We start from the raw sequence: 17726 nt of genomic DNA on the forward strand, positions 1-17726 counted from the left end.
GGGCTTCGATATTGTTCACAGATGTTCTCTCGCAAATGCAGCCGCTGCGCCAAACAGGCCCGGCTGGGGATGGACAATGAGTTTGACCGGCAAAGTTGCCATCAGACCGGCAAACCGGCCCTTGGCGCAGAAGCGATCCTCAAAACCGGACGCCGTGATCGTATCGCGGATACGATAGCCAAGGCCGCCTGCAATCACCACGCCAGCTGCGCCCTGGATCAAGGCTATATCGCCCGCAACCGATCCCAGGGCGAGGCAGAAGCGATCAACCGCAGCGGCGGCGAGACTGTCCTCTCCGCTAGTTCCGCGGGTCCAGATTTCGATATCGTCGAGATCCTGGACAGCGCGACCTTCCATGGCGGCAAGCGTATGGAAAATATCGACAATTGCAGGACCGGAGACAACCCGTTCGTCCGACACGCGGTTGTGGCTCTTGCGCAAGCGGGCAAGGATCGCATCCTCTATGCTGTCGAGCGGGGCAAAGTCGCCATGGCCGCCTTCCGTCGCCTGGACTCGGTAATCGCCCGCACCATCGCGCCAGAAATGCGCTACGCCCAGCCCAGTACCCGGACCCAATACGCTGATCGTGCCGTTGGCGGGCAGGTCTTGCTCCGGGCCGGCCAAATGCAGGAACTGCTCTGCCGGCGCGCGCGCAGCGGCGTGAGCAACCGCCGCGAAATCATTGACGATCGTATGCCTGGTGCAACCAAGCTTGTCGGCAATCAGCGGGGGGCGGATGATCCACGGGTTGTTGGTGAAGCGGATAATGTCGGATTTGACCGGACCGGCAACGGCCATCGAAATCGCATCGGGAAGCGTTCCGCCCATCCGGTCGCGAAAATCCTCCCAGGCGGTCTGGAAACTGGCGTGGTCTTTGGTGTGGAGGGTTTCTGGCTCGCCCAGCGTGATTGCGCCATCATCGGCAATGGTGGCGATGGCAAAACGGGCATGGGTTCCCCCGATATCGACCGCAACGAGTTGGGTCATGCCGCCTCCCTCAAAGCCCTGCGCTCGCCAGTATCGGGCTTGCGCCTTGCTCCGCGCCATCGGCATTCATGCGGAACATGGAAAAGAGCTCCCGGCCCACACCCATGGCCAGGCGTGGATCAGGGGCAGGCTCTCGCACCTCGAGATCGGCCGTGGTCGAAAGCGATCCGGTGGTCGCGCACAGCTTGACCATATCGCCATCGCGCAGCCTCGTCAGGGGGCCGCCCCCCAAGGCTTCAGGTGTGCAATGGATCGCCGCGGGCACCTTGCCGCTGGCACCCGACATGCGTCCATCGGTGACCAGAGCCACGCGGTAGCCACGATCTTGCAGCACGCCCAGCGGCGGGGTCAGACTGTGGAGTTCCGGCATTCCGTTGGAGCGCGGCCCCTGGAAACGCACAACGACCACCACATCCTGGTCCAGCTCGCCCGCCTTGAAAGCGGCAGTGACGGAGGGCTGGTCTTCAAACACGCGGCACGGTGCCTCGATGGTGAAGCGTTCCTTGTCGACCGCGCTGGTTTTGAAACAAGCCCGGCCCAGATTGCCCTCGACCAGCCGCATCCCGCCATCAGCGCTGAACGGATCAGCGGCCGGGCGCAGCATCGTATTATCGCCGCTTTCGCCCACTTCGCGGTAAGCCAGAACTTCGCCGTCCAATCCGGGTTCTCTAGCATAGGCGGACAGGTCGTCGTCCCATACGGTGGGGATATCCCGATGGGCGAGGCCGGCATCCAGCAATTCGCCGATCACATAGCCCATACCGCCAGCCTCGTGGAAATGGTTCACATCGCCTGATCCGTTGGGATAAACCCGCGCCAGCAGCGGCACGGCCGAACTCAGCTCGCTCAGATCGGTCCAGTCGAAAATCACGCCAGCGGCGCGGGCCATGGCGGGAATATGGATCGCATGATTGGTCGATCCGCCCGTGGCGAGCAGGCCGATGGCGGCGTTGATGATCGCTTTTTCGTCCACGCAGCGCGCCAGGCTTCGTTCCTTTGATCCGGTCAACGCGGCGAGCCGGTGCACGGCGGCGCGGTCCAGCTCTTGCCGCAACTTGGTGCCGGGCTGGATGAAGGCGGCGCCGGGAATATGCAGCCCCATCATTTCCATCATCATCTGGTTGGAATTGGCGGTGCCAAAGAAGGTGCAGGTGCCAGGTGAATGGTAACTGCCCATTTCACTGGCCAGCAGTTCGGTGCGGCCAACTTTGCCCTCTGCATAGAGCTGGCGGACGCGTTGCTTTTCCTTGTTGGGTACGCCGCTGGGCATCGGACCGCTGGGCACGAACAGCGCGGGCAAATGGCCAAAGCGCAGTGCCCCCATCAGCAAGCCAGGCACGATCTTGTCGCAAATGCCCAGCATGGCCACACTGTCATACATCGCATGGCTGAGCGCGACGCCGGTGGAAAGGGCGATGGTGTCGCGGCTGAACAGGGAGAGTTCCATCCCGTCTTCGCCCTGGGTTACGCCGTCACACATCGCGGGTGTACCCCCTGCGACCTGGGCGGTGGCCCCGGCTTCGCGGGCGTAGACCTTCATCCGTTCGGGGTAGCGGCCATAGGGCTGATGCGCGCTGAGCATGTCGTTATAAGCAGAGACGATCCCGATATTGGGCGCGCCACCGGCTTTCATGGTCGCCTGATCATCGGTCGCCCCGGCATAGGCGTGCGCGAGATTGGAACAGCTGACCGAGCTTTTCTCCGGCGCGCGGTCCGCCTCGATATCCATCAGCTCGAGATAGGCATCGCGGCTCGGCTTGGAGCGTTCGATCACTCGCCGTGTGACGCGATGGATGGTGTCGTTGAGATGTGGTTCTGTACTCATGGTCCCCTCATGCCGTGACGGTGCTGAATTGGGCGAGAGGCAAGGCGCAAGGAGGGAGCGATGAGTATTCATCGTGACCGACGAGCAACGCCGCGTCTCGCCCAATTCGGCCCGCCGCTTTCGCGGTCGTTTGTAAAAGCCCTTCGGCCCGCGTCCCACCGCTGGTCCGGGCAACCAGCCCGGCCTGCACGGCGCTTCTTGCCGAGCGAACTTTTACAAGCGATCCCGGCACGAGGGGGCCATCAGCACAGAACCTATTCATCGTGCCAGCTCACTCCGTCACGTTCGGCCAGGGCAATGGCTGCGCTGGGGCCCCAATTGCCGGCATTGTAGGTCTTGGGCGTCAGCCCGCTCTCATTCCAAGTGGCGCGGATGGCATCGATCCATTCCCACTGCGCCTCGACTTCGTCGCGCCGCACAAACAGCGTCTGGTCGCCTTCGATCAGGTCCAACAGCAGGCGCTCATAAGCGATCCGGCGATGCTGGCCGACAAAGGCATCTGGCATGGCAATGTTGAGCGGAACTTCGCGCAGCCGAACTCCGTCCCGACCAAGGCCCGGGACCTTGGTCATCATGTTCAGCGTGATATTCTCTTCCGGCTGGATGCCGATCACCAGCCTGTTGGGCTGGGTTGTCGCGCCGAGCGATCCGAAAATCGAATGCGGAATGCAGCGGAACTGGACCACAATCTCCGTCACGCGCTCGGGCAGGCGTTTGCCGGTCCGCAGATAGATCGGCACACCTTTCCAGCGCCAATTGTCGACATGGGCCTTGATCGCGACGAAAGTCTCGGTGTCGCTGTCCTCTCCCAACTCATCGTCATAGCCGGGGACGGACTGACCATCGATGGCGCCGCTGCGATACTGGCCGGTTACGGTTTCGTCCGCTGCAACCTGGCGCAGCGCGCGCAGCACTTTCACCTTCTCGTCGCGAATGGCAGTCGCGTCGAAATCGGTCGGTGGCTCCATGCAAACCAGCGCCAGCAGCTGGAGCATGTGGTTCTGCACCATATCGCGCAGTGCACCTGCATCATTGTAGAAGCCCACACGCCCTTCCAGTCCGACAGTCTCGGCAACCGTGATCTGGACATGCTCGATGTAATTCGAGTTCCAGATCGGTTCGAACAGGATATTGGCAAAACGCAGGGCGAGCAGGTTCTGGACGGTTTCCTTGCCCAGATAATGATCGATCCGGAAAGTGCGGTCCTCGCTGAAGGCGGCCGCTACTGCATCATTGATCTCGCAGCTTGTCTCCAGCGAGGTGCCAAGTGGCTTCTCCAGTCCGATGCGCACGTCACCATCCGCCAGACCCGCGCTTTGAAGGCCCGCAATGGTGGGCTCGAACAGGCTCGGGGCGGTCGACAGGAAAATGGCCAGACCATTGCCTGTCCGGTCCGCTTTCTTGGCGAGATCCTGATAGCCTTCCAGCGTTGTCGCATCGAGCGGCTGGTAGCTCAGTCGGTTGAGGAAATCAGCCATCCCGCCGCGCCGGTTCGCCGGGAGATACTTCTCCAACGCCTCACGCGCAAAATTGCGAAAGCCATTATCGTCGAGGTCCGAGCGGGCCGTTCCCACGATCTTCAGATTGTCGTCGATCAGGCTGTCTGCGTGCAGCGCCGCGAGCGATGGCAGCAGCATGCGCTGCGACAGATCGCCGGTGGCCCCAAACAGAAGCAAGCGGTCGGCAGTAAAGCTCATGCGGGTTCAGACTCCTCGCTCGTTGGCCCGCAGGGCTACCAGCGGTGGACGGCAGGCGCCAGTGCTGCGCATAGCTATTCAGTCCGCGCCGTGACGCTCCACCTGCACGTGCTGACCATGGAAGTCGACCAGACCGAAACTGGTCATGAAACTCACATCGGCAGCATCGCGCCCGACGCCGATCTTGGCGATTTCGCTGGCCTTGGCCATGCCAGTCGCGTCGACGAGATACCACGCCCCGCCGCCCGGGACGGACGCGTCGTCCAGGAACACTTCGGCGACGGCATGAAAATCCTGCGGTGTTACATCCGGCCCGTATCCGCTGACATAGCGCGCCGGGATGCCCGATGCGCGAGCGAAGGCAATCATCACATGGGCATAGTCGCGGCATACTCCGCGCCGTTCGATAAAGCTGTCGCGCGCCGTCGTGGTTGGCCCGCTGCTACCCGGTGCATAGGTGAAATGCTGCGCAATCCAGTCCCGCATGGCGACAATCCGCGCCCCGCCTTCATTCTCGCCGAATTCTGCTTCAACAAAGGACTGGAACTTGTCCGCCGCGCAATAACGGCTGTCGAACAAATACTGGACTGTTGCGCCCGGCAGGGCATGGGGTTCCACCCGTCGCAGCGAGGCGATGTCTGGCAGGATACGCTCGACGCCGACTTTGGCTTCGTAGCGAACCTCGAACGCACCCTCCGCCCTGATCCAGAACCGCTCCCCGATATCGTCCTGCGCTGGCACTCGCACGCAATGCGCGCTCTCGCTCAGCGTGGTTTCGCAAGAAAGGACGCGCTGTTCAGGAATATCGGCCGCCTCGAATTGCAGCAGGCAATCGGTCGCTTGCTGGGCAGTGAAGGAGAAATGCGTGGAAATGGCGAGGGGCATGAGCAGAGAAGCGCTTTCCCGGATTTGTGCACGAAGTCGCATGGCTCTGTCAGAGTTTTCTCAATTTTTCGAGTTGTTTGTCCCATCTGGGATATTCTGCCTCCGTTCGCCGGTGCCTAACGAGCGGTCACTTCAATTTTCCAGAAGGGATCGTCACCATGAAGACTGCCATTTTCACCGCCATCGGCCTTGCTTTGGCCGCCACCACAATCGCAGCGCCAGCCGAAGCCGGCCCGTTCAGCAAGCTCAAGAAAGCTGCCAAGAAGGTCGAACGAACAGCAGAAGATGCACAGGATGTGGTCGAAACTGTCGACTCGGTTTCCAAGGGTCAGTTGCCCAGAAGTCAGCGCAGCCGCAAGCGCGGGTCGAAGGGGTGTTTCGCAAACCGCGGCAGCACATCTGCCTCGGCCTGCACCGCAGCTGCGCCCGATCATGTTGGCGGTGCCGGTCCCGTACCGGCGCGCTTCAGTGGCCAGCTGCAATGCGCCAATCTCAATGTCGGCAATGCCTTTGTCGCACGCGACGGCAATTACACGTTCAGCCAGGGGATCAGCACGGAAACACGATCCGGATTGATTGACCGCAGGAATGTCCAGGCAAGCAATGGCTGCCTCTATTCCGGTCTGGGCGTGGGCGATGTTCTTTACGTCGAATTCGACAAGTCCCGGTACAAGAAATACGACTACGAAATGCAGTGCGTCTCGTATGACGGCTCCGAACAGCTCGACAACACCAACGGGCCAAGCGTGGGGAACTACAAGGGCAAGTCCGTGATGTTGCACACGGGCAATTCGCTTGGTTACACGCCCACTGCCACGGGCAGCAATTCGGATCGTAGCCGGGCCTATGATGCCCATCTCGACGGGCGCGGGCGGACCATGCTGACATTCAATTTCGGCGCGCTGCATACCGACAAGTCGGGGACGGACTTCTTCTGCCAATGGTTCAACAAGAATACCGGCAAAAGCGCAGTTGCCCTCACCTTCCGGCGCGGCCCGCGTGGCTGACCAGCAATAGGGATGGGCAGGTCCACGCACCTGCCCATTCTAGCGAGCGTGCTGGAATACGGCGACCCTTCCGGCACGCTCGCGATTATCCCGAAATCACAAAGGAGCATCCCATGCGTATTGCCTTTCTCACTTTGTCCGCCGCCCTCGCGCTCAGCGCCGGTCCTGCCCCAGCCTTCGCGCAATCCAGCAGTTCCGAAGTGGAACGTGACGGGTCCTGCCCAACCGGGTTCAAGTCATCCGGTTCCAGCTGCAAGTCGAGCGGCAAGGTTGCGATCATCAAACTCGGCAGTTGTCCGACCGGTTTCAGGGCGTCTGCGAAATACTGCGTGGGCGACAAGGATGACTATGCCGAAGTGCGCAGCGGTTCTTGCCCCGGCGGACTGAAAGCCTCTGGCCGATATTGCGTAAAATAGTCACTGGGGCTGAAAGGCATTCGAATGCCGGACGGGGCGTGCCTGCATGGCGCGTCCCGCCTTTTTTACTGGAATGTCATTGAGATAGTGGGCATTCCCGCATTCCGGGCCAGGAAGTTGGTGCGTTAAGGGAGTGGGCCAGCGCAGTGGAAGACGGCGAGCCAGATCTGGAGGCAATTGTCGCGCGTGCCTATGCGGCTGTCACTCGGCCAGGTGTCTTCGTGGACATCCTGCAAGACCTGAGCGAGTTCGAGAAATCTGCTGGCGAGATTGGCGAAAATACCGGGCTGCACTTCGCCAATGCGGCAGACATTATCGATAACGTCTATCCCAATGACAGGGTCGATCACAATTTGCTGGACACGCAGAAGGCGGACCACCTCGATTGCGATCTTGCCTTGGATAGCAGCCTTAGGGTGGTTCATCGTAACTCGGCAATATTCTATCCGGCCGGGTTTCCCGAGAACCGAGATATTCCCGACTGGCTGTTCGAGCCGGGTCAGGAAAGCGAGGATCGCGGGCGTCTTGCCGCTCTCTTCAAGGATGAAAGCGGTGGAGACGATTTCGGCGGGTTCTATCATCTCTATACCTCTGAGGATGACGAAAAAGGCTGGTGGTTCACCGCCCGGCTGGACCGTACGCAGGAAGAGCCCCGAATAACATTCGATGCTGTCCGTTTGCGCTGGAGCGAGCGCAGCGGAAAAGCGTTCAGCGAAGCGCTGAGACTGACCGAGACCGAAACGTCCTTGGTGCGCCATATGGTCGGGGGCGGAACGCTTCGCCAATTCGCCGAAGCGCGCAGCCGTTCTCTCGGCACTGTGCGCAACCAGATGAAGGCATTGCAGCGCAAGCTTTCGGTAAATTCCAAAGAGGAATTGCTCCTGCTCTATGCAGGATTCCTCCATTCGCTTGAGCTTCCTGTCGAACGCCCGGGTGTCGAGCCGCACCGCTGCAATCGGCATTTTGAAGGACCCGAGGGCGAAACAATTGCCTGGGAGGAGCATGGCGACCCTGCGGGTGTGCCGGTGCTGTTCTTTCATCCGATCGAGGGCGCTTTGCTCACGCCGGAAGTGGCCAATGCGGCGCGGCGGATGTCGCTGCGCATCATCGCTCCATGGCGCCCGCATCACGGCGGCACAACGGCAAAGGCCCATGGCCTGAAAGCCGCCGATGAATTCGCGGATCGCCTGCCAGCCTTTCTCGATCATCTCGGAGTGTCGCGCTGTGCCGCGATGACGACCCATGCCGGTGCACCCTACATGCTGGCCTTTGCCAAGCGCCAGCCAGACAGGGTCAGCATCGCTGTCGGTATTGGCAGCTTCCTGCCCCTTTATGACGCCGAGAGCATGGCATCCTTGCGCCCGGCGCATCGGCGCCAGATCCGTCTCGTTCGTCTCGCCCCGACTTTTGCCAAGGTTTACCAGAGGGCAATGCTGGCGACCATCGGCACGGGTGAATTTCATCGCTTTGTCGAGGAGTTCTATCAGGGCTGCGACCGCGAATTGCGGGCCATACAAAAGCCGTCCATGGTCCGGATGTTGAGAAGCTCGGCCACCTATGTTGTACGCGGACGCTTTGTCGGAACGGCTGAAACGATGATCACCTGGGCGGCGGACTGGAGCGCATCCTGCCGTGATGTGCCGGTCCCGGTTCACATGCTGTATGGCCGCGAGGATTCGACGATCAGTAGCGAAGAGGCTATCCGGAGCTGCCGCAATTTCGGCTTTAACGCTCCGGAATTCGTCGCGGATGCAGGCAGCTTTCTTCTCCAGGACCAAGCCGAGATTGCATTGGCGCGCGTGAAAGAGCTGGCAAGCGACTGAGTCGGCTGGCGCTGTCCTACACGATCGAGATTATCTAGGCCGACATGGTGCCCGAAATTGGCGCACGCGGCTCTTTCTCCGGTCCATAATCCACACGTATGCAGCTTGCTTTCTGCAATCTGCGGAAAGTCACACATCTTGGCTTTTGGAGCCGAACTCAGGTAATCTTTACAGTGATTTGCGCGGAAGGTCACACTCTCGCAAACCGGTGTTAGTGTGTCAGGGGATGGCCCCGAACAGGTCATGTGCGTCGGCGTCTTCGACTTTGACATTCACAATGTCGCCCGCAACCAGCGTCGCGGCGACATTGCGGAGGTAAACCGCACCGTCGATCTCAGGGGCATCTGCCTGGCTGCGGCCGGTGGCACCGATATCGCCGTCTTCATCGGGCTCACCGACCTCGTCGATGATGACGGGCAAGGTCTTGCCGATCTTGGCCTGCAGCTTCTCCGCACTGATCCGCTCGGTGACTTCCATCACGCGGGCATACCGCTCTTCCTTCACGGCCTCGGGCACATGGTCGGGCAGGGCATTGGCTTGCGCGCCCTCCACCGGTTCGAACCGGAACGCTCCGACGCGGTCCAATTGGGCTTCTTCAAGCCAATCGAGCAGGTACCGGAAGTCCTCTTCGGTCTCTCCGGGGAAACCGACCACGAAGCTGGAGCGGATGGCGATTTCGGGGCAGATCGCACGCCATTTCTTGAGCCGTTCAAGCACCTTGGCCTCGTTGGCAGGGCGCTTCATGGCCTTGAGGACTTTGGGGCTGGCGTGCTGGAATGGAATGTCCAGATACGGCGTCAGCAAACCCTCCGCCATCAGCGGGATCACCGCATCGACATGGGGGTAGGGGTAGACATAGTGCAGCCGGACCCAAGGTGGGGTTCCATTACCAATGTCGAGCTGGCCCAATTCGCGCGCCAGATCGGTCATATGGGCGCGGACCGGATGGCCCTTCCAGTCGCGCTCCTCATGCCGGGTGTCGACGCCATAGGCGGACGTGTCCTGGCTGATGACCAGCAATTCTCTGGTGCCTGCAGCGACCAGCTTTTCAGCTTCGCGCAGCACGGCATCGACCCGGCGGCTGGCCAGTTTGCCACGCAGGTCAGGAATGATGCAGAACGCGCAGGAGTGATTGCAGCCCTCCGAGATTTTCAAATAGCTATAGTGGCGTGGCGTCAGCTTGATATCGGCTTCGCTGGGCTGCGGGATCAGGTCGACAAACGGGCCCTGGCTGGGCGGGGCATGTTCGTGGACGGCCTCCACCACTTGCTCATACTGGTGCGCGCCCGTGACGGCGAGAACCGCAGGATGTGCGGCGCGGATGGCATCTGCCTCCTCGCCCATGCAGCCGGTCACGATAACCCGGCCATTCTCGGCAATGGCTTCACCGATCGCGGCCAGGCTTTCTTCCTTGGCACTGTCCAGGAAGCCGCAAGTGTTCACCAGCACCACGTCGGCACCGGCATAGTCGGGAGACATGGCATAGCCATCGGCGCGCAAACGGGTGAGGATACGTTCTGAATCGACTAGCGCCTTGGGGCAGCCGAGGGAAACCATGCCGACCTTCTTCTGGTCGGGGAGGGAGGTAGTGCTGGTAGCCATTGTTGGGCGCGCCTACACCCCCAACTGCAATTGTGCTACTACGAAGGTGATTTGAAGCAGGCAGGGGACCAACAATGCTGGAAGCACTCGTTCTGATAGTTGCTACCGCCGCGGGGAGCAATCCGGGCTTGGACATCAGCAAGCATGCTCTGGATCCGAAACAGATCATGGCGAGAAACGTTTCTAGAGCGATCCGGTTGGCAGAAGAGAATCCGGGCCGGACAATTTGCACCCGGGTCAAGAAGACGGGATCGCGCCTGAAGTGGGAGAAAGTCTGCATGACGGCAGAGGCGTGGCGCGAAGCGTCCCAGCAGAAGGAACAGCTCAAGAGCGACCTTTTGATGCGGGGCGGTCTGCAAGGGTAGAGCCTGCTTATGTCGCAGCAAACGACGCTTTGATCATGCGGATGACCAAGGCGTTTGATCAATGGGAGGGATCGAAATGTTCGATGTGAACTGGATTGGCGTAGTGCTGGCGGCACTGGCTGGATTTGTCGTCGGTGGAATCTGGTACGGGCCGATAATGGGCAAAAAATGGATGGGCGCAGTCGGCCTGACTGAAGATCAGATCAAAGAAGGCAATATGGGCCTGATCTATGGCGGAGCCTTCGCCTTCTCGCTTCTTGCCAGTTGGACTCTCGCGCACACCTTCGGGAGCTACTCCGACCTCGGATCGGATCTAAGCGTCCTGGCGAAGGTGATGACGGCATTCGGAGTGGCGATAGGCTTCATCATCCCGGCGCTGGGGACCAATTACCTGTTCTCACAAAAGGGTAAGGCGCTGTTCTTTATCGACGCAGGATATTGGATGCTATTCTATATCGCGATGGGCCTCGTTCACGCCTATATGCCCTGATTTCAGGGGCTTGGTAGGCGCGCATCAGCTTCCGACTGGCCCGACAAACTCTGTTTCGGGCGGGAACCCTTTGCCGACCATGTCCCATTCCCGGTTCATGGCTTCCTGGGCCTCGACATAGGCTTTCCAGGCCGCTTTGTTCTGGCACACGGTTCTGGCTTTGACCCGGCTGCCCGGGACCAGGGATCGGACGCAGATCTCGAGATCGGGATTGTCGCTCTCGATCCGGGCGGCCTTGCTTGTGTCCTGAACATACACCCTTTGCGGTGCCGCCTCACGCGCGACGGCAGGCTCCGGTTGCGGCGGCAGGTCGGCAGGTGTGGCCGGTGTAGATTGCGCCAACATTGCGATCGGCAGAAAGAGCTCAAGCATCGAAGAATCTCCTGATATGGCCAAGATATCCGTCAATCGGATCGATGTGCAACAGGAATCAGCAGGCTCGCGAAGTTGAAAATGCCCGGCTTTTGTGCGTAACTGGCTTCGAGAAGGAGATGCTCACCCATGTTTGAACTCGCGCTGTCACTGGCACTGTCGATCCAGTCGCAACCTACCACCCGCACGGATCTTCCTCCTGCTCCGCCACCGGCGCGGGCGCAAAGCACACCGAAGCGGAAGAAGATCTATGTGCGTGATTCGTCCAAGGCTGCAAAGATCGAGGTTGATGATCCGATGCAGGAAATCTGCGTCAGGACACCTGTTGTCGGTAGCCGGGTAAAGGTGCGCACCGTGTGTCAGGACCAGGCCGCGTGGAAAGCATACCTGCTGGCGCAGGACGCGATGGCACAGGAATGGGACAAGGCCGATCCCGGCGTGCCCGTTATTTAAGCCGCGATCAGTCGCCGTTTGGAGAGGGGACGACTTCAACTACAACGTCACCCTCTTCCAGCGCGTCGCATTCCTTTTCCCAGTACCCGCGCGCTTCGCCCTTGCGATAGATTCGCAGGCCGATCCCGCGCCCGCAGCTTTCTGACAATGGCTTGCCAACCTCTTCCGAGGTGATCTTGCGCTCCACCAGCTGGACTTTGCCGGTTACGCTGGCGAGATCGCCCAGATAATCCGCAATATGCGCGCCCTTGGCGCTCCCCGCGAGCAACAGTCCGGTGAAGCGGACCGGGTTAATGACATTATTGGCGCCGGCCTGTTTGGCGAGGAATTCGTTGTCGTCCGCCCGCACGACCACGCTGATGGGAACGTCGGGCGCAAGGTGGCGCACAGTGAGCACAATCAGGATCGAGGTGTCGTCGCGGCCCGCAGACACCAGCACATTCTGCGCCTCGCGGATGCGCACAGCCTCCAACGTATCGTCGCGTGTGGCATCGGCTGCCATCACGTTGCAGCCCAATTTCTCGGCTTCCGTCAGTCGGTCCTCGCTCGGGTCGATGACAACGATCGTATGCGGGTCGGTGCCCCGTTCGATCAATTCGCCGACAGCTTCGGATCCGGATATGCCGTAGCCGAGCACCACGACGTGCTTCGATAGCTGGTCCTGGATGCGGGCCATGCGAAACTTCTCCCAGCTGCGCTTGATGATGAAATTGTAGGCGGTGCCGACAAAAATGAAAAAGACGGCGAAACGGATCGGCGTCACGATCACCGCCTCGACCAACCGCGCGCGATCGCTGATCGGGGCGATGTCGCCAAAGCCGGTGGTCGTGATCGAGATCATTGTGAAATAGATCACGTCGAGAAAGCTGACTTCGCCGTCGAGATTGTCGACCAGGCCTTCGCGGTCCCACCAGTGGACCATAATCACAATGAAGATCAGGAAAAGCGCGAGGCCAATGCGGATGCCCAGATCGCCCCATACAGGAATCCTGACCGCCCGGCGCAATGGCTTGAACCGCGGTCCGCGCATCCTGCGACGCGTCCCGCCGGATACAATTCGGTCAATCTGATCAGTCATCCAGCGGTGTGCCCAGGCATTTTTGGGCGATTAGCCTATTTGTTGCGCGGCGGCAATTTGCTCGCCGGATCAACGTCCTCGCCATCCTTGCGGATCTCGAAATGCAATTCTGGCCGGGTGGCAATGCCAGCTTGGCCCGCAAGGCCAATCCGTTCGCCGGTCTTGACCACATCACCTTTCTTGACCGTGATGCGGGCAAGATGGCCGTAAGACGTCTGCCAGCCATTGCCGTGATCGATCAGGACCTGGCGTCCGAACCGGGTCTTCTCTTCATCAGCGAAAACAACGGTGCCACTGGCCGAAGCACGAATCATGTCGCCCAGTTCTACATCGATATCGATCCCGTCATGGCCGCCGCCATCGGGCCGCTTGCTAAAGCCATACAGAACTGGCCCATCATGAGGGCGACGGAAGAAAGGAGAACCGGGTATCGAACGACGCGCCACACGGCGCGGGGTGAACACTGCGGGGATGATCAGTTTCTGGCCGACCCTTACTGTCCCGTCATCATCCAGCCCGTTGGCGATGGCAATGTTTTCGAACGGCACGCCATATTGCAGCGCAATCGCGAAGCCGGTCTCGCCCGGCTTGACCGTGTGGTTACGCTGGCGCGGGATGACCAGGACTTCACCGACCTGTACGGAATAGGGTTCGGGAATGCCGTTCGCGGCTGCGATTACAGCTGCAGGAACCCCTGTCCGGTTGGAAATACCGCCCAGCGTATCGCCGCTTTCGACTTCATATTCGGTGGCGGTTCGGGGATTGCCGGCCGCCAGCAGAACAGGCGCGGCGAGGATGAGAAAAGCCGCGCGCCGCATCAGTCGAACCTCTCGCCAAGTGTCGAGAGCAATGAATAATGGGTCAGATCCAATTGCAGCGGTGTCACAGAAACAAACCCCTCATCAATGGCTTCCAAATCGGTGCCATGGTCGAGCGTGTGCTCGATCGAATGGAGCCCAAACCAATAGTATGTCAGGCCGCGCGGGTCACGCCCCTCTACTACCGATCCACGCGAATAATCGTGGAAACCTTGCCGTACAGCGCGAATTCCTCGCACTTTCTCGGCCGGAACAGGCGGGAAATTGACATTGACCAGGGTCCTGTCGCCAAACGGAGCATCGATCAGGCGCTTCACGACTTCGCCGCCAAAGCGGCGTGCGGCCTCGAATGCTTCGTGGTCGGTGTCGCGCTTCAGGACCTGGCTGAGGGCGATCGATTTGATGCCGCCCAGTGCGCCTTCCATGGCGGCAGATGCGGTTCCGGAATAGGTGATGTCATCACCCAGATTGGCGCCGCGGTTGACGCCGGACAGGATCAGGTCGGGCGTCTTGTCCTCCAGAACCGTGCGCAGAGCCAGCATCACACTGTCAGTCGGCGTGCCGGTCACAGAGTAGCGCCTTTCACCCAGTTTGCGTAGGCGGACAGGGTGATTGAGGGTGAGTGAATGGCCTGCACCGGATTGCTCTTCGGCCGGGGCGCAGATCCAGACATCGTCCGAAATTTCGCGTGCGATTGCCTCCAGCACCTCAAAACCGGGGGCATGGATGCCGTCATCGTTGGTCAGGAGGATACGCATCAGAGGGCCGGTTCCAGTCGTGTGATGCCGCCCATATAGGGGTGGAGTGCATCGGGAATGCGTACGCTTCCGTCGGCTTGCTGGTATTGCTCCATGATCGCCACCAGCGTGCGGCCAACCGCAAGGCTGGAACCGTTGAGCAGATGGAAAAACTCCGTCTTCTTCTCGCCTTCAGGGCGATAGCGGGCATTCATCCGGCGCGGCTGGTAGGTTCCGCCATTGGAGCACGAGCTGATCTCGCGATAGGCGCTTTGCCCGGGCAACCAGACTTCGAGATCATAGGTCTTCATCATGGTTGCACCCAGATCCCCAGCGCAAAGCTGCATGACCCGGTAATGCAGCCCGAGCTTTTGCAGAATGCTTTCGGCACATGCAGTGATACGCTGCAGTTCGGCTTCACTGTCCTGCGGCAGGGCGGCGCTTATCAGTTCGACCTTCTCGAACTGGTGCTGGCGAATGAAGCCCCGCGTGTCGCGACCGGCCGACCCGGCCTCGGACCGGAAACAAGGGGTCAATGCCGTCCGACGCATCGGGAAGTCACTCTCTGCGAAGATCTGTTCGCGGAAGGAATTGCCCAGTGACATTTCGGAGGTTGAGATCAACCAGCGGCCATCTGTCGTTTGAAACAGGTCTTCGCTGAATTTGGGAAGCTGCCCAGTGCCGATCGCTGCTTCGTCTCGCACCAACAGCGGCGGATTGCATTCCGTGTAACCGTGCTCGCTGGTGTTGATATCGAGCATGAACTGTCCCAGTGCGCGATGGAGCCTCGAGATGCCGCCGCGCAGGAACGTGAATCGGGCTCCGGCAATCTTCGCTGCAGTCTCGAAATCCATGCCCAAAGCCGGGCCGATGTCGGCATGCTCTTTGGGATCAAAATCAAAATCCGGCTTGGTGCCCCATTCGCGGATATAGACATTGTCGTCTTCGCTTTCCCCGTCAGGCGTTTCCTCCGCGGGGATATTGGGCAGACGCGCCATCAAGGTGTCGAATGCGGCAGACGCCTCGCGTTCGGCGTCTTCGAGAGCAGGCATATTGTCTTTCAGTTTGGCGACAGCGGCTTTGAGCGTTTCCGCCTTTTCGGTATCGCCCTGGCCCATGGCCTGACCGATCTGTTTCGAGGCGGCATTGCGCTCGGATTGCGCTTCCTGCGCCGCGGTTGCAGCGGCGCGTTTGCGCGCATCCAACGCCAGCAATTGCCGGGCGACTGGCTCATGCCCGCGGCGTGCGAGGGCGGCATCGAAACCTTCGGGGTTGTCTCTGATTTCTCGTATGTCGTGCATGGCGCAGCGCTATGCCGATTTGCCCATGCAAATGCCAGTGGCAATGGGCAACTTGCATGGGGAGAGCAGCCAAAGCGGCCCTTGCGCGGCTGCCCGCAAACGGTAAACCCGATGTTCAACATGCGGAATATGCGGTTGTATTCGGGCTGAACGGGGTGGTGATACTTGGCAATTTCTCTCGACACACCGCCGCGTCGTACAGCCTTTATCGATATTGCAGAAAAGATTGTCAGGGCGGGGCGCAAGCTGGGCCGGATCCAGCCTGCCCGGTTGGAAAAAGACTATCTGCTGGAACAGGCGGCCAAGCAGGTCGGGATGGATGATTTCGGCGATCCGTGGTTTCACCAGCCGCTCGATATTCTGTTGCAATCGATCCGCGACGAGGCGCGCCTCAATGCCGCCGGCGACTTCTCGGCCATGCTCCAGTTCAACCAGGTACTGATGCACCGGTTGCTGTCGGAATATTGGTACAAACGGCACCCCGAGATACTCGAACGCACATTGAAGCGCCCGGTTGTGATCGTTGGTCCGATGCGATCTGGCACCACGCGCCTGCACCGGCTTCTGGCCAGTGATCGCCGCTTCAGCCATATGCGCAGCTTCGAAACCATCAGCCCGGTCCCGCGGCTTGATTTCGAAGAGGTGCTGGCGGGCGAGAGAGAAGACTTCCGGCCCATTCTGGCCAAGCGGATCATGCGGGTCGCACGGCTTGCCAATCCGCGCACGCTTTCGATCCATCCGACCGGCCCTATGGAGCCGGAGGAAGAGCTCGGCCTGCTGGTTGCCAGCATGTATGGCATGAAACACGAGGCGCAGTGGCATGTGCCCTCCTATGCCGCATGGTGCGAGGCTAGTGATGCTACGCCTGCCTACGCGTATATGGCCGATCAATTGCGCCTCATCGGCTGGTCGCAGCAGGCGTCGGAATTGCGGCCCTGGATTCTCAAGACACCCCAGCACATGCTGGACCTGACTGCGCTGCTGAATGTGTTCCCCGATGCGCGGTTGATCTTTACGCATCGCGATCCCCAGCAGGTGGTTGGCAGTGCCGCCTCGCTCGCCTGGAACCAGACCATTATCTATTCCGACCATGCCGATCCGCACCAGGTCGGGCAGGAATGGCTGCGCAAGTCGCACTTGCAGGTGGAGCGCATGATGCGCGCACGGGAAACCATCCCGGCAGAGCGGATGATCGATGTCCAGTATGACGATATGGACAGCGATTGGCGCGGGACCATGGAACGGGTCTACCGGTTCCTCGAGCTGGATATGGAACCTGCTGTCCCGGCGATGGAGGATTATCTGGAGCGGGCCAAGGACCTGAAACGGCATCCGCATCGTTACAGTCTGGAGATGTTCGGATTGAACGCAGGCGAAGTGCGCGAACGGATGGGTGATTACATCAACCGCTTCGACGTGCCGATGGAGAAGCCGATTGGCAGTGCAGCACCCAAACGGGCCGGGGGGTCACGCTGACGCCAGCACTTCGCGCGATGCGTGCCTGCTGCATTTCGTTGGCTTTCGCGACGATCGGTACTGGAACGCCGTGCGGGTGTTCGGCCTGCCCGACATGATCCACCGCAATTGGGATGTCTATGCCGCCCAGGATGTCGCGCCCTGGGATATTGTCGTCCATGCCGACGGCTCATGGGACCGTCCACCGCGCAGCTTTTCAACGGAAGCGGAATTGAGCCGGCGATCTCGCCGTCGAATGAACAGTTAAGACCTAAATCTCGCGGACTGGCTGAAAAAATGGTGGGCGCGGCAAGGATTGAACTTGCGACCCCACCCGTGTGAAGGGTGTGCTCTACCACTGAGCTACGCGCCCGCCGGATGTCGCTATCACCGACGAAGGCGGCGCCAATGCCAC

The 17726-nt window shown here is 60.4% G+C and carries 18 protein-coding genes and 1 tRNA gene; 8 read left to right on the forward strand and 11 right to left on the reverse strand.

What is annotated here, in order from left to right; all coding sequences use genetic code 11:
* Positions 1-15 precede the first annotated feature (15 nt).
* The 4 genes from ABD653_RS12165 to ABD653_RS12180 all read right to left on the reverse strand — a co-directional run bounded on the left by ABD653_RS12165 (position 16) and on the right by ABD653_RS12180 (position 5394).
* On the reverse strand, positions 16-987 hold the full coding sequence (locus ABD653_RS12165; RefSeq protein ID WP_160778920.1) for a glucokinase: 972 nt from the start codon (positions 985-987) through the stop codon (positions 16-18).
* Positions 988-997: 10 nt separating this feature from the next.
* Positions 998-2812: a phosphogluconate dehydratase gene (gene edd / locus ABD653_RS12170; RefSeq protein ID WP_160778921.1), complete on the reverse strand. Its 1815-nt coding sequence runs from the start codon at positions 2810-2812 to the stop codon at positions 998-1000.
* A gap of 254 nt (positions 2813-3066) precedes the next feature.
* Complete coding sequence (zwf, locus tag ABD653_RS12175; RefSeq protein WP_160778922.1) at positions 3067-4509, reverse strand: glucose-6-phosphate dehydrogenase; 1443 nt, start codon at positions 4507-4509, stop codon at positions 3067-3069.
* Between the two features lie 78 nt (positions 4510-4587).
* Positions 4588-5394, reverse strand: coding sequence for a transglutaminase-like domain-containing protein (locus ABD653_RS12180; RefSeq protein WP_160778923.1), 807 nt, complete (start codon positions 5392-5394; stop codon positions 4588-4590).
* Between the two features lie 158 nt (positions 5395-5552).
* Here ABD653_RS12180 and ABD653_RS12185 point away from each other — a divergent pair, with 158 nt between their 5' ends.
* The 3 genes from ABD653_RS12185 (at position 5553) to ABD653_RS12195 (ending at position 8640) form a co-directional block, all read left to right on the forward strand.
* Complete coding sequence (locus ABD653_RS12185) at positions 5553-6401, forward strand: hypothetical protein (protein WP_160778924.1); 849 nt, start codon at positions 5553-5555, stop codon at positions 6399-6401.
* A gap of 113 nt (positions 6402-6514) precedes the next feature.
* Complete coding sequence (locus ABD653_RS12190) at positions 6515-6817, forward strand: hypothetical protein (RefSeq protein WP_160778925.1); 303 nt, start codon at positions 6515-6517, stop codon at positions 6815-6817.
* 146 nt (positions 6818-6963) lie between these two features.
* Complete coding sequence (locus ABD653_RS12195) at positions 6964-8640, forward strand: bifunctional helix-turn-helix transcriptional regulator/alpha/beta hydrolase (protein WP_160778926.1); 1677 nt, start codon at positions 6964-6966, stop codon at positions 8638-8640.
* A gap of 219 nt (positions 8641-8859) precedes the next feature.
* On the opposite strand, the gene rimO is transcribed toward ABD653_RS12195, so the two are convergent.
* Positions 8860-10242, reverse strand: a complete 1383-nt coding sequence (rimO, locus tag ABD653_RS12200; RefSeq protein ID WP_160778927.1) for a 30S ribosomal protein S12 methylthiotransferase RimO — start codon at positions 10240-10242, stop codon at positions 8860-8862.
* Between the two features lie 167 nt (positions 10243-10409).
* On the opposite strand from rimO, the gene ABD653_RS12205 reads away from it, so the two are divergent.
* Together ABD653_RS12205 and ABD653_RS12210 are read left to right on the forward strand one after the other, a co-directional pair.
* A complete protein-coding gene (locus ABD653_RS12205; RefSeq protein ID WP_344705513.1) occupies positions 10410-10607 on the forward strand; it encodes a hypothetical protein in 198 nt (65 codons plus the stop codon).
* A gap of 61 nt (positions 10608-10668) precedes the next feature.
* Positions 10669-11097 (forward strand): DUF1761 domain-containing protein, encoded by a 429-nt coding sequence (locus ABD653_RS12210; protein WP_234032152.1) that lies wholly within the window; start codon positions 10669-10671, stop codon positions 11095-11097.
* 24 nt (positions 11098-11121) lie between these two features.
* Here ABD653_RS12210 and ABD653_RS12215 read toward each other — a convergent pair whose 3' ends face one another.
* Positions 11122-11469, reverse strand: a complete 348-nt coding sequence (locus tag ABD653_RS12215) for a hypothetical protein (protein ID WP_160778929.1) — start codon at positions 11467-11469, stop codon at positions 11122-11124.
* A gap of 129 nt (positions 11470-11598) precedes the next feature.
* Between ABD653_RS12215 and ABD653_RS12220 the strand changes: the two genes are divergently transcribed.
* Entirely contained in the window at positions 11599-11922 is a 324-nt protein-coding gene (locus tag ABD653_RS12220; RefSeq protein WP_160778930.1) for a hypothetical protein, read from the forward strand.
* Between the two features lie 7 nt (positions 11923-11929).
* On the opposite strand, the gene ABD653_RS12225 is transcribed toward ABD653_RS12220, so the two are convergent.
* The 4 genes from ABD653_RS12225 to serS form a co-directional block, all read right to left on the reverse strand.
* Positions 11930-12952, reverse strand: coding sequence for a potassium channel family protein (locus ABD653_RS12225; RefSeq protein ID WP_160780377.1), 1023 nt, complete (start codon positions 12950-12952; stop codon positions 11930-11932).
* Positions 12953-13035: 83 nt separating this feature from the next.
* Positions 13036-13818: a M23 family metallopeptidase gene (locus tag ABD653_RS12230; RefSeq protein WP_160778931.1), complete on the reverse strand. Its 783-nt coding sequence runs from the start codon at positions 13816-13818 to the stop codon at positions 13036-13038.
* Entirely contained in the window at positions 13818-14576 is a 759-nt protein-coding gene (surE, locus tag ABD653_RS12235; protein ID WP_160778932.1) for a 5'/3'-nucleotidase SurE, read from the reverse strand. Before surE ends, ABD653_RS12230 begins: the two co-directional genes overlap by 1 nt.
* Positions 14576-15856, reverse strand: a complete 1281-nt coding sequence (gene serS / locus ABD653_RS12240; protein WP_160778933.1) for a serine--tRNA ligase — start codon at positions 15854-15856, stop codon at positions 14576-14578. Before serS ends, surE begins: the two co-directional genes overlap by 1 nt.
* 165 nt (positions 15857-16021) lie before the next feature.
* Between serS and ABD653_RS12245 the strand changes: the two genes are divergently transcribed.
* Positions 16022-17332 (forward strand): sulfotransferase family protein, encoded by a 1311-nt coding sequence (locus ABD653_RS12245; protein WP_199801104.1) that lies wholly within the window; start codon positions 16022-16024, stop codon positions 17330-17332.
* Positions 17292-17579: a hypothetical protein gene (locus ABD653_RS12250; protein ID WP_199801105.1), complete on the forward strand. Its 288-nt coding sequence runs from the start codon at positions 17292-17294 to the stop codon at positions 17577-17579. Before ABD653_RS12245 ends, ABD653_RS12250 begins: the two co-directional genes overlap by 41 nt.
* 30 nt (positions 17580-17609) lie before the next feature.
* Here ABD653_RS12250 and ABD653_RS12255 read toward each other — a convergent pair.
* A tRNA-Val gene (locus ABD653_RS12255) sits at positions 17610-17684 on the reverse strand.
* Positions 17685-17726 lie beyond the last annotated feature (42 nt).

The sequence above is a fragment of the Parerythrobacter jejuensis genome, from assembly GCF_039536765.1.
GTDB lineage: Bacteria > Pseudomonadota > Alphaproteobacteria > Sphingomonadales > Sphingomonadaceae > Parerythrobacter > Parerythrobacter jejuensis.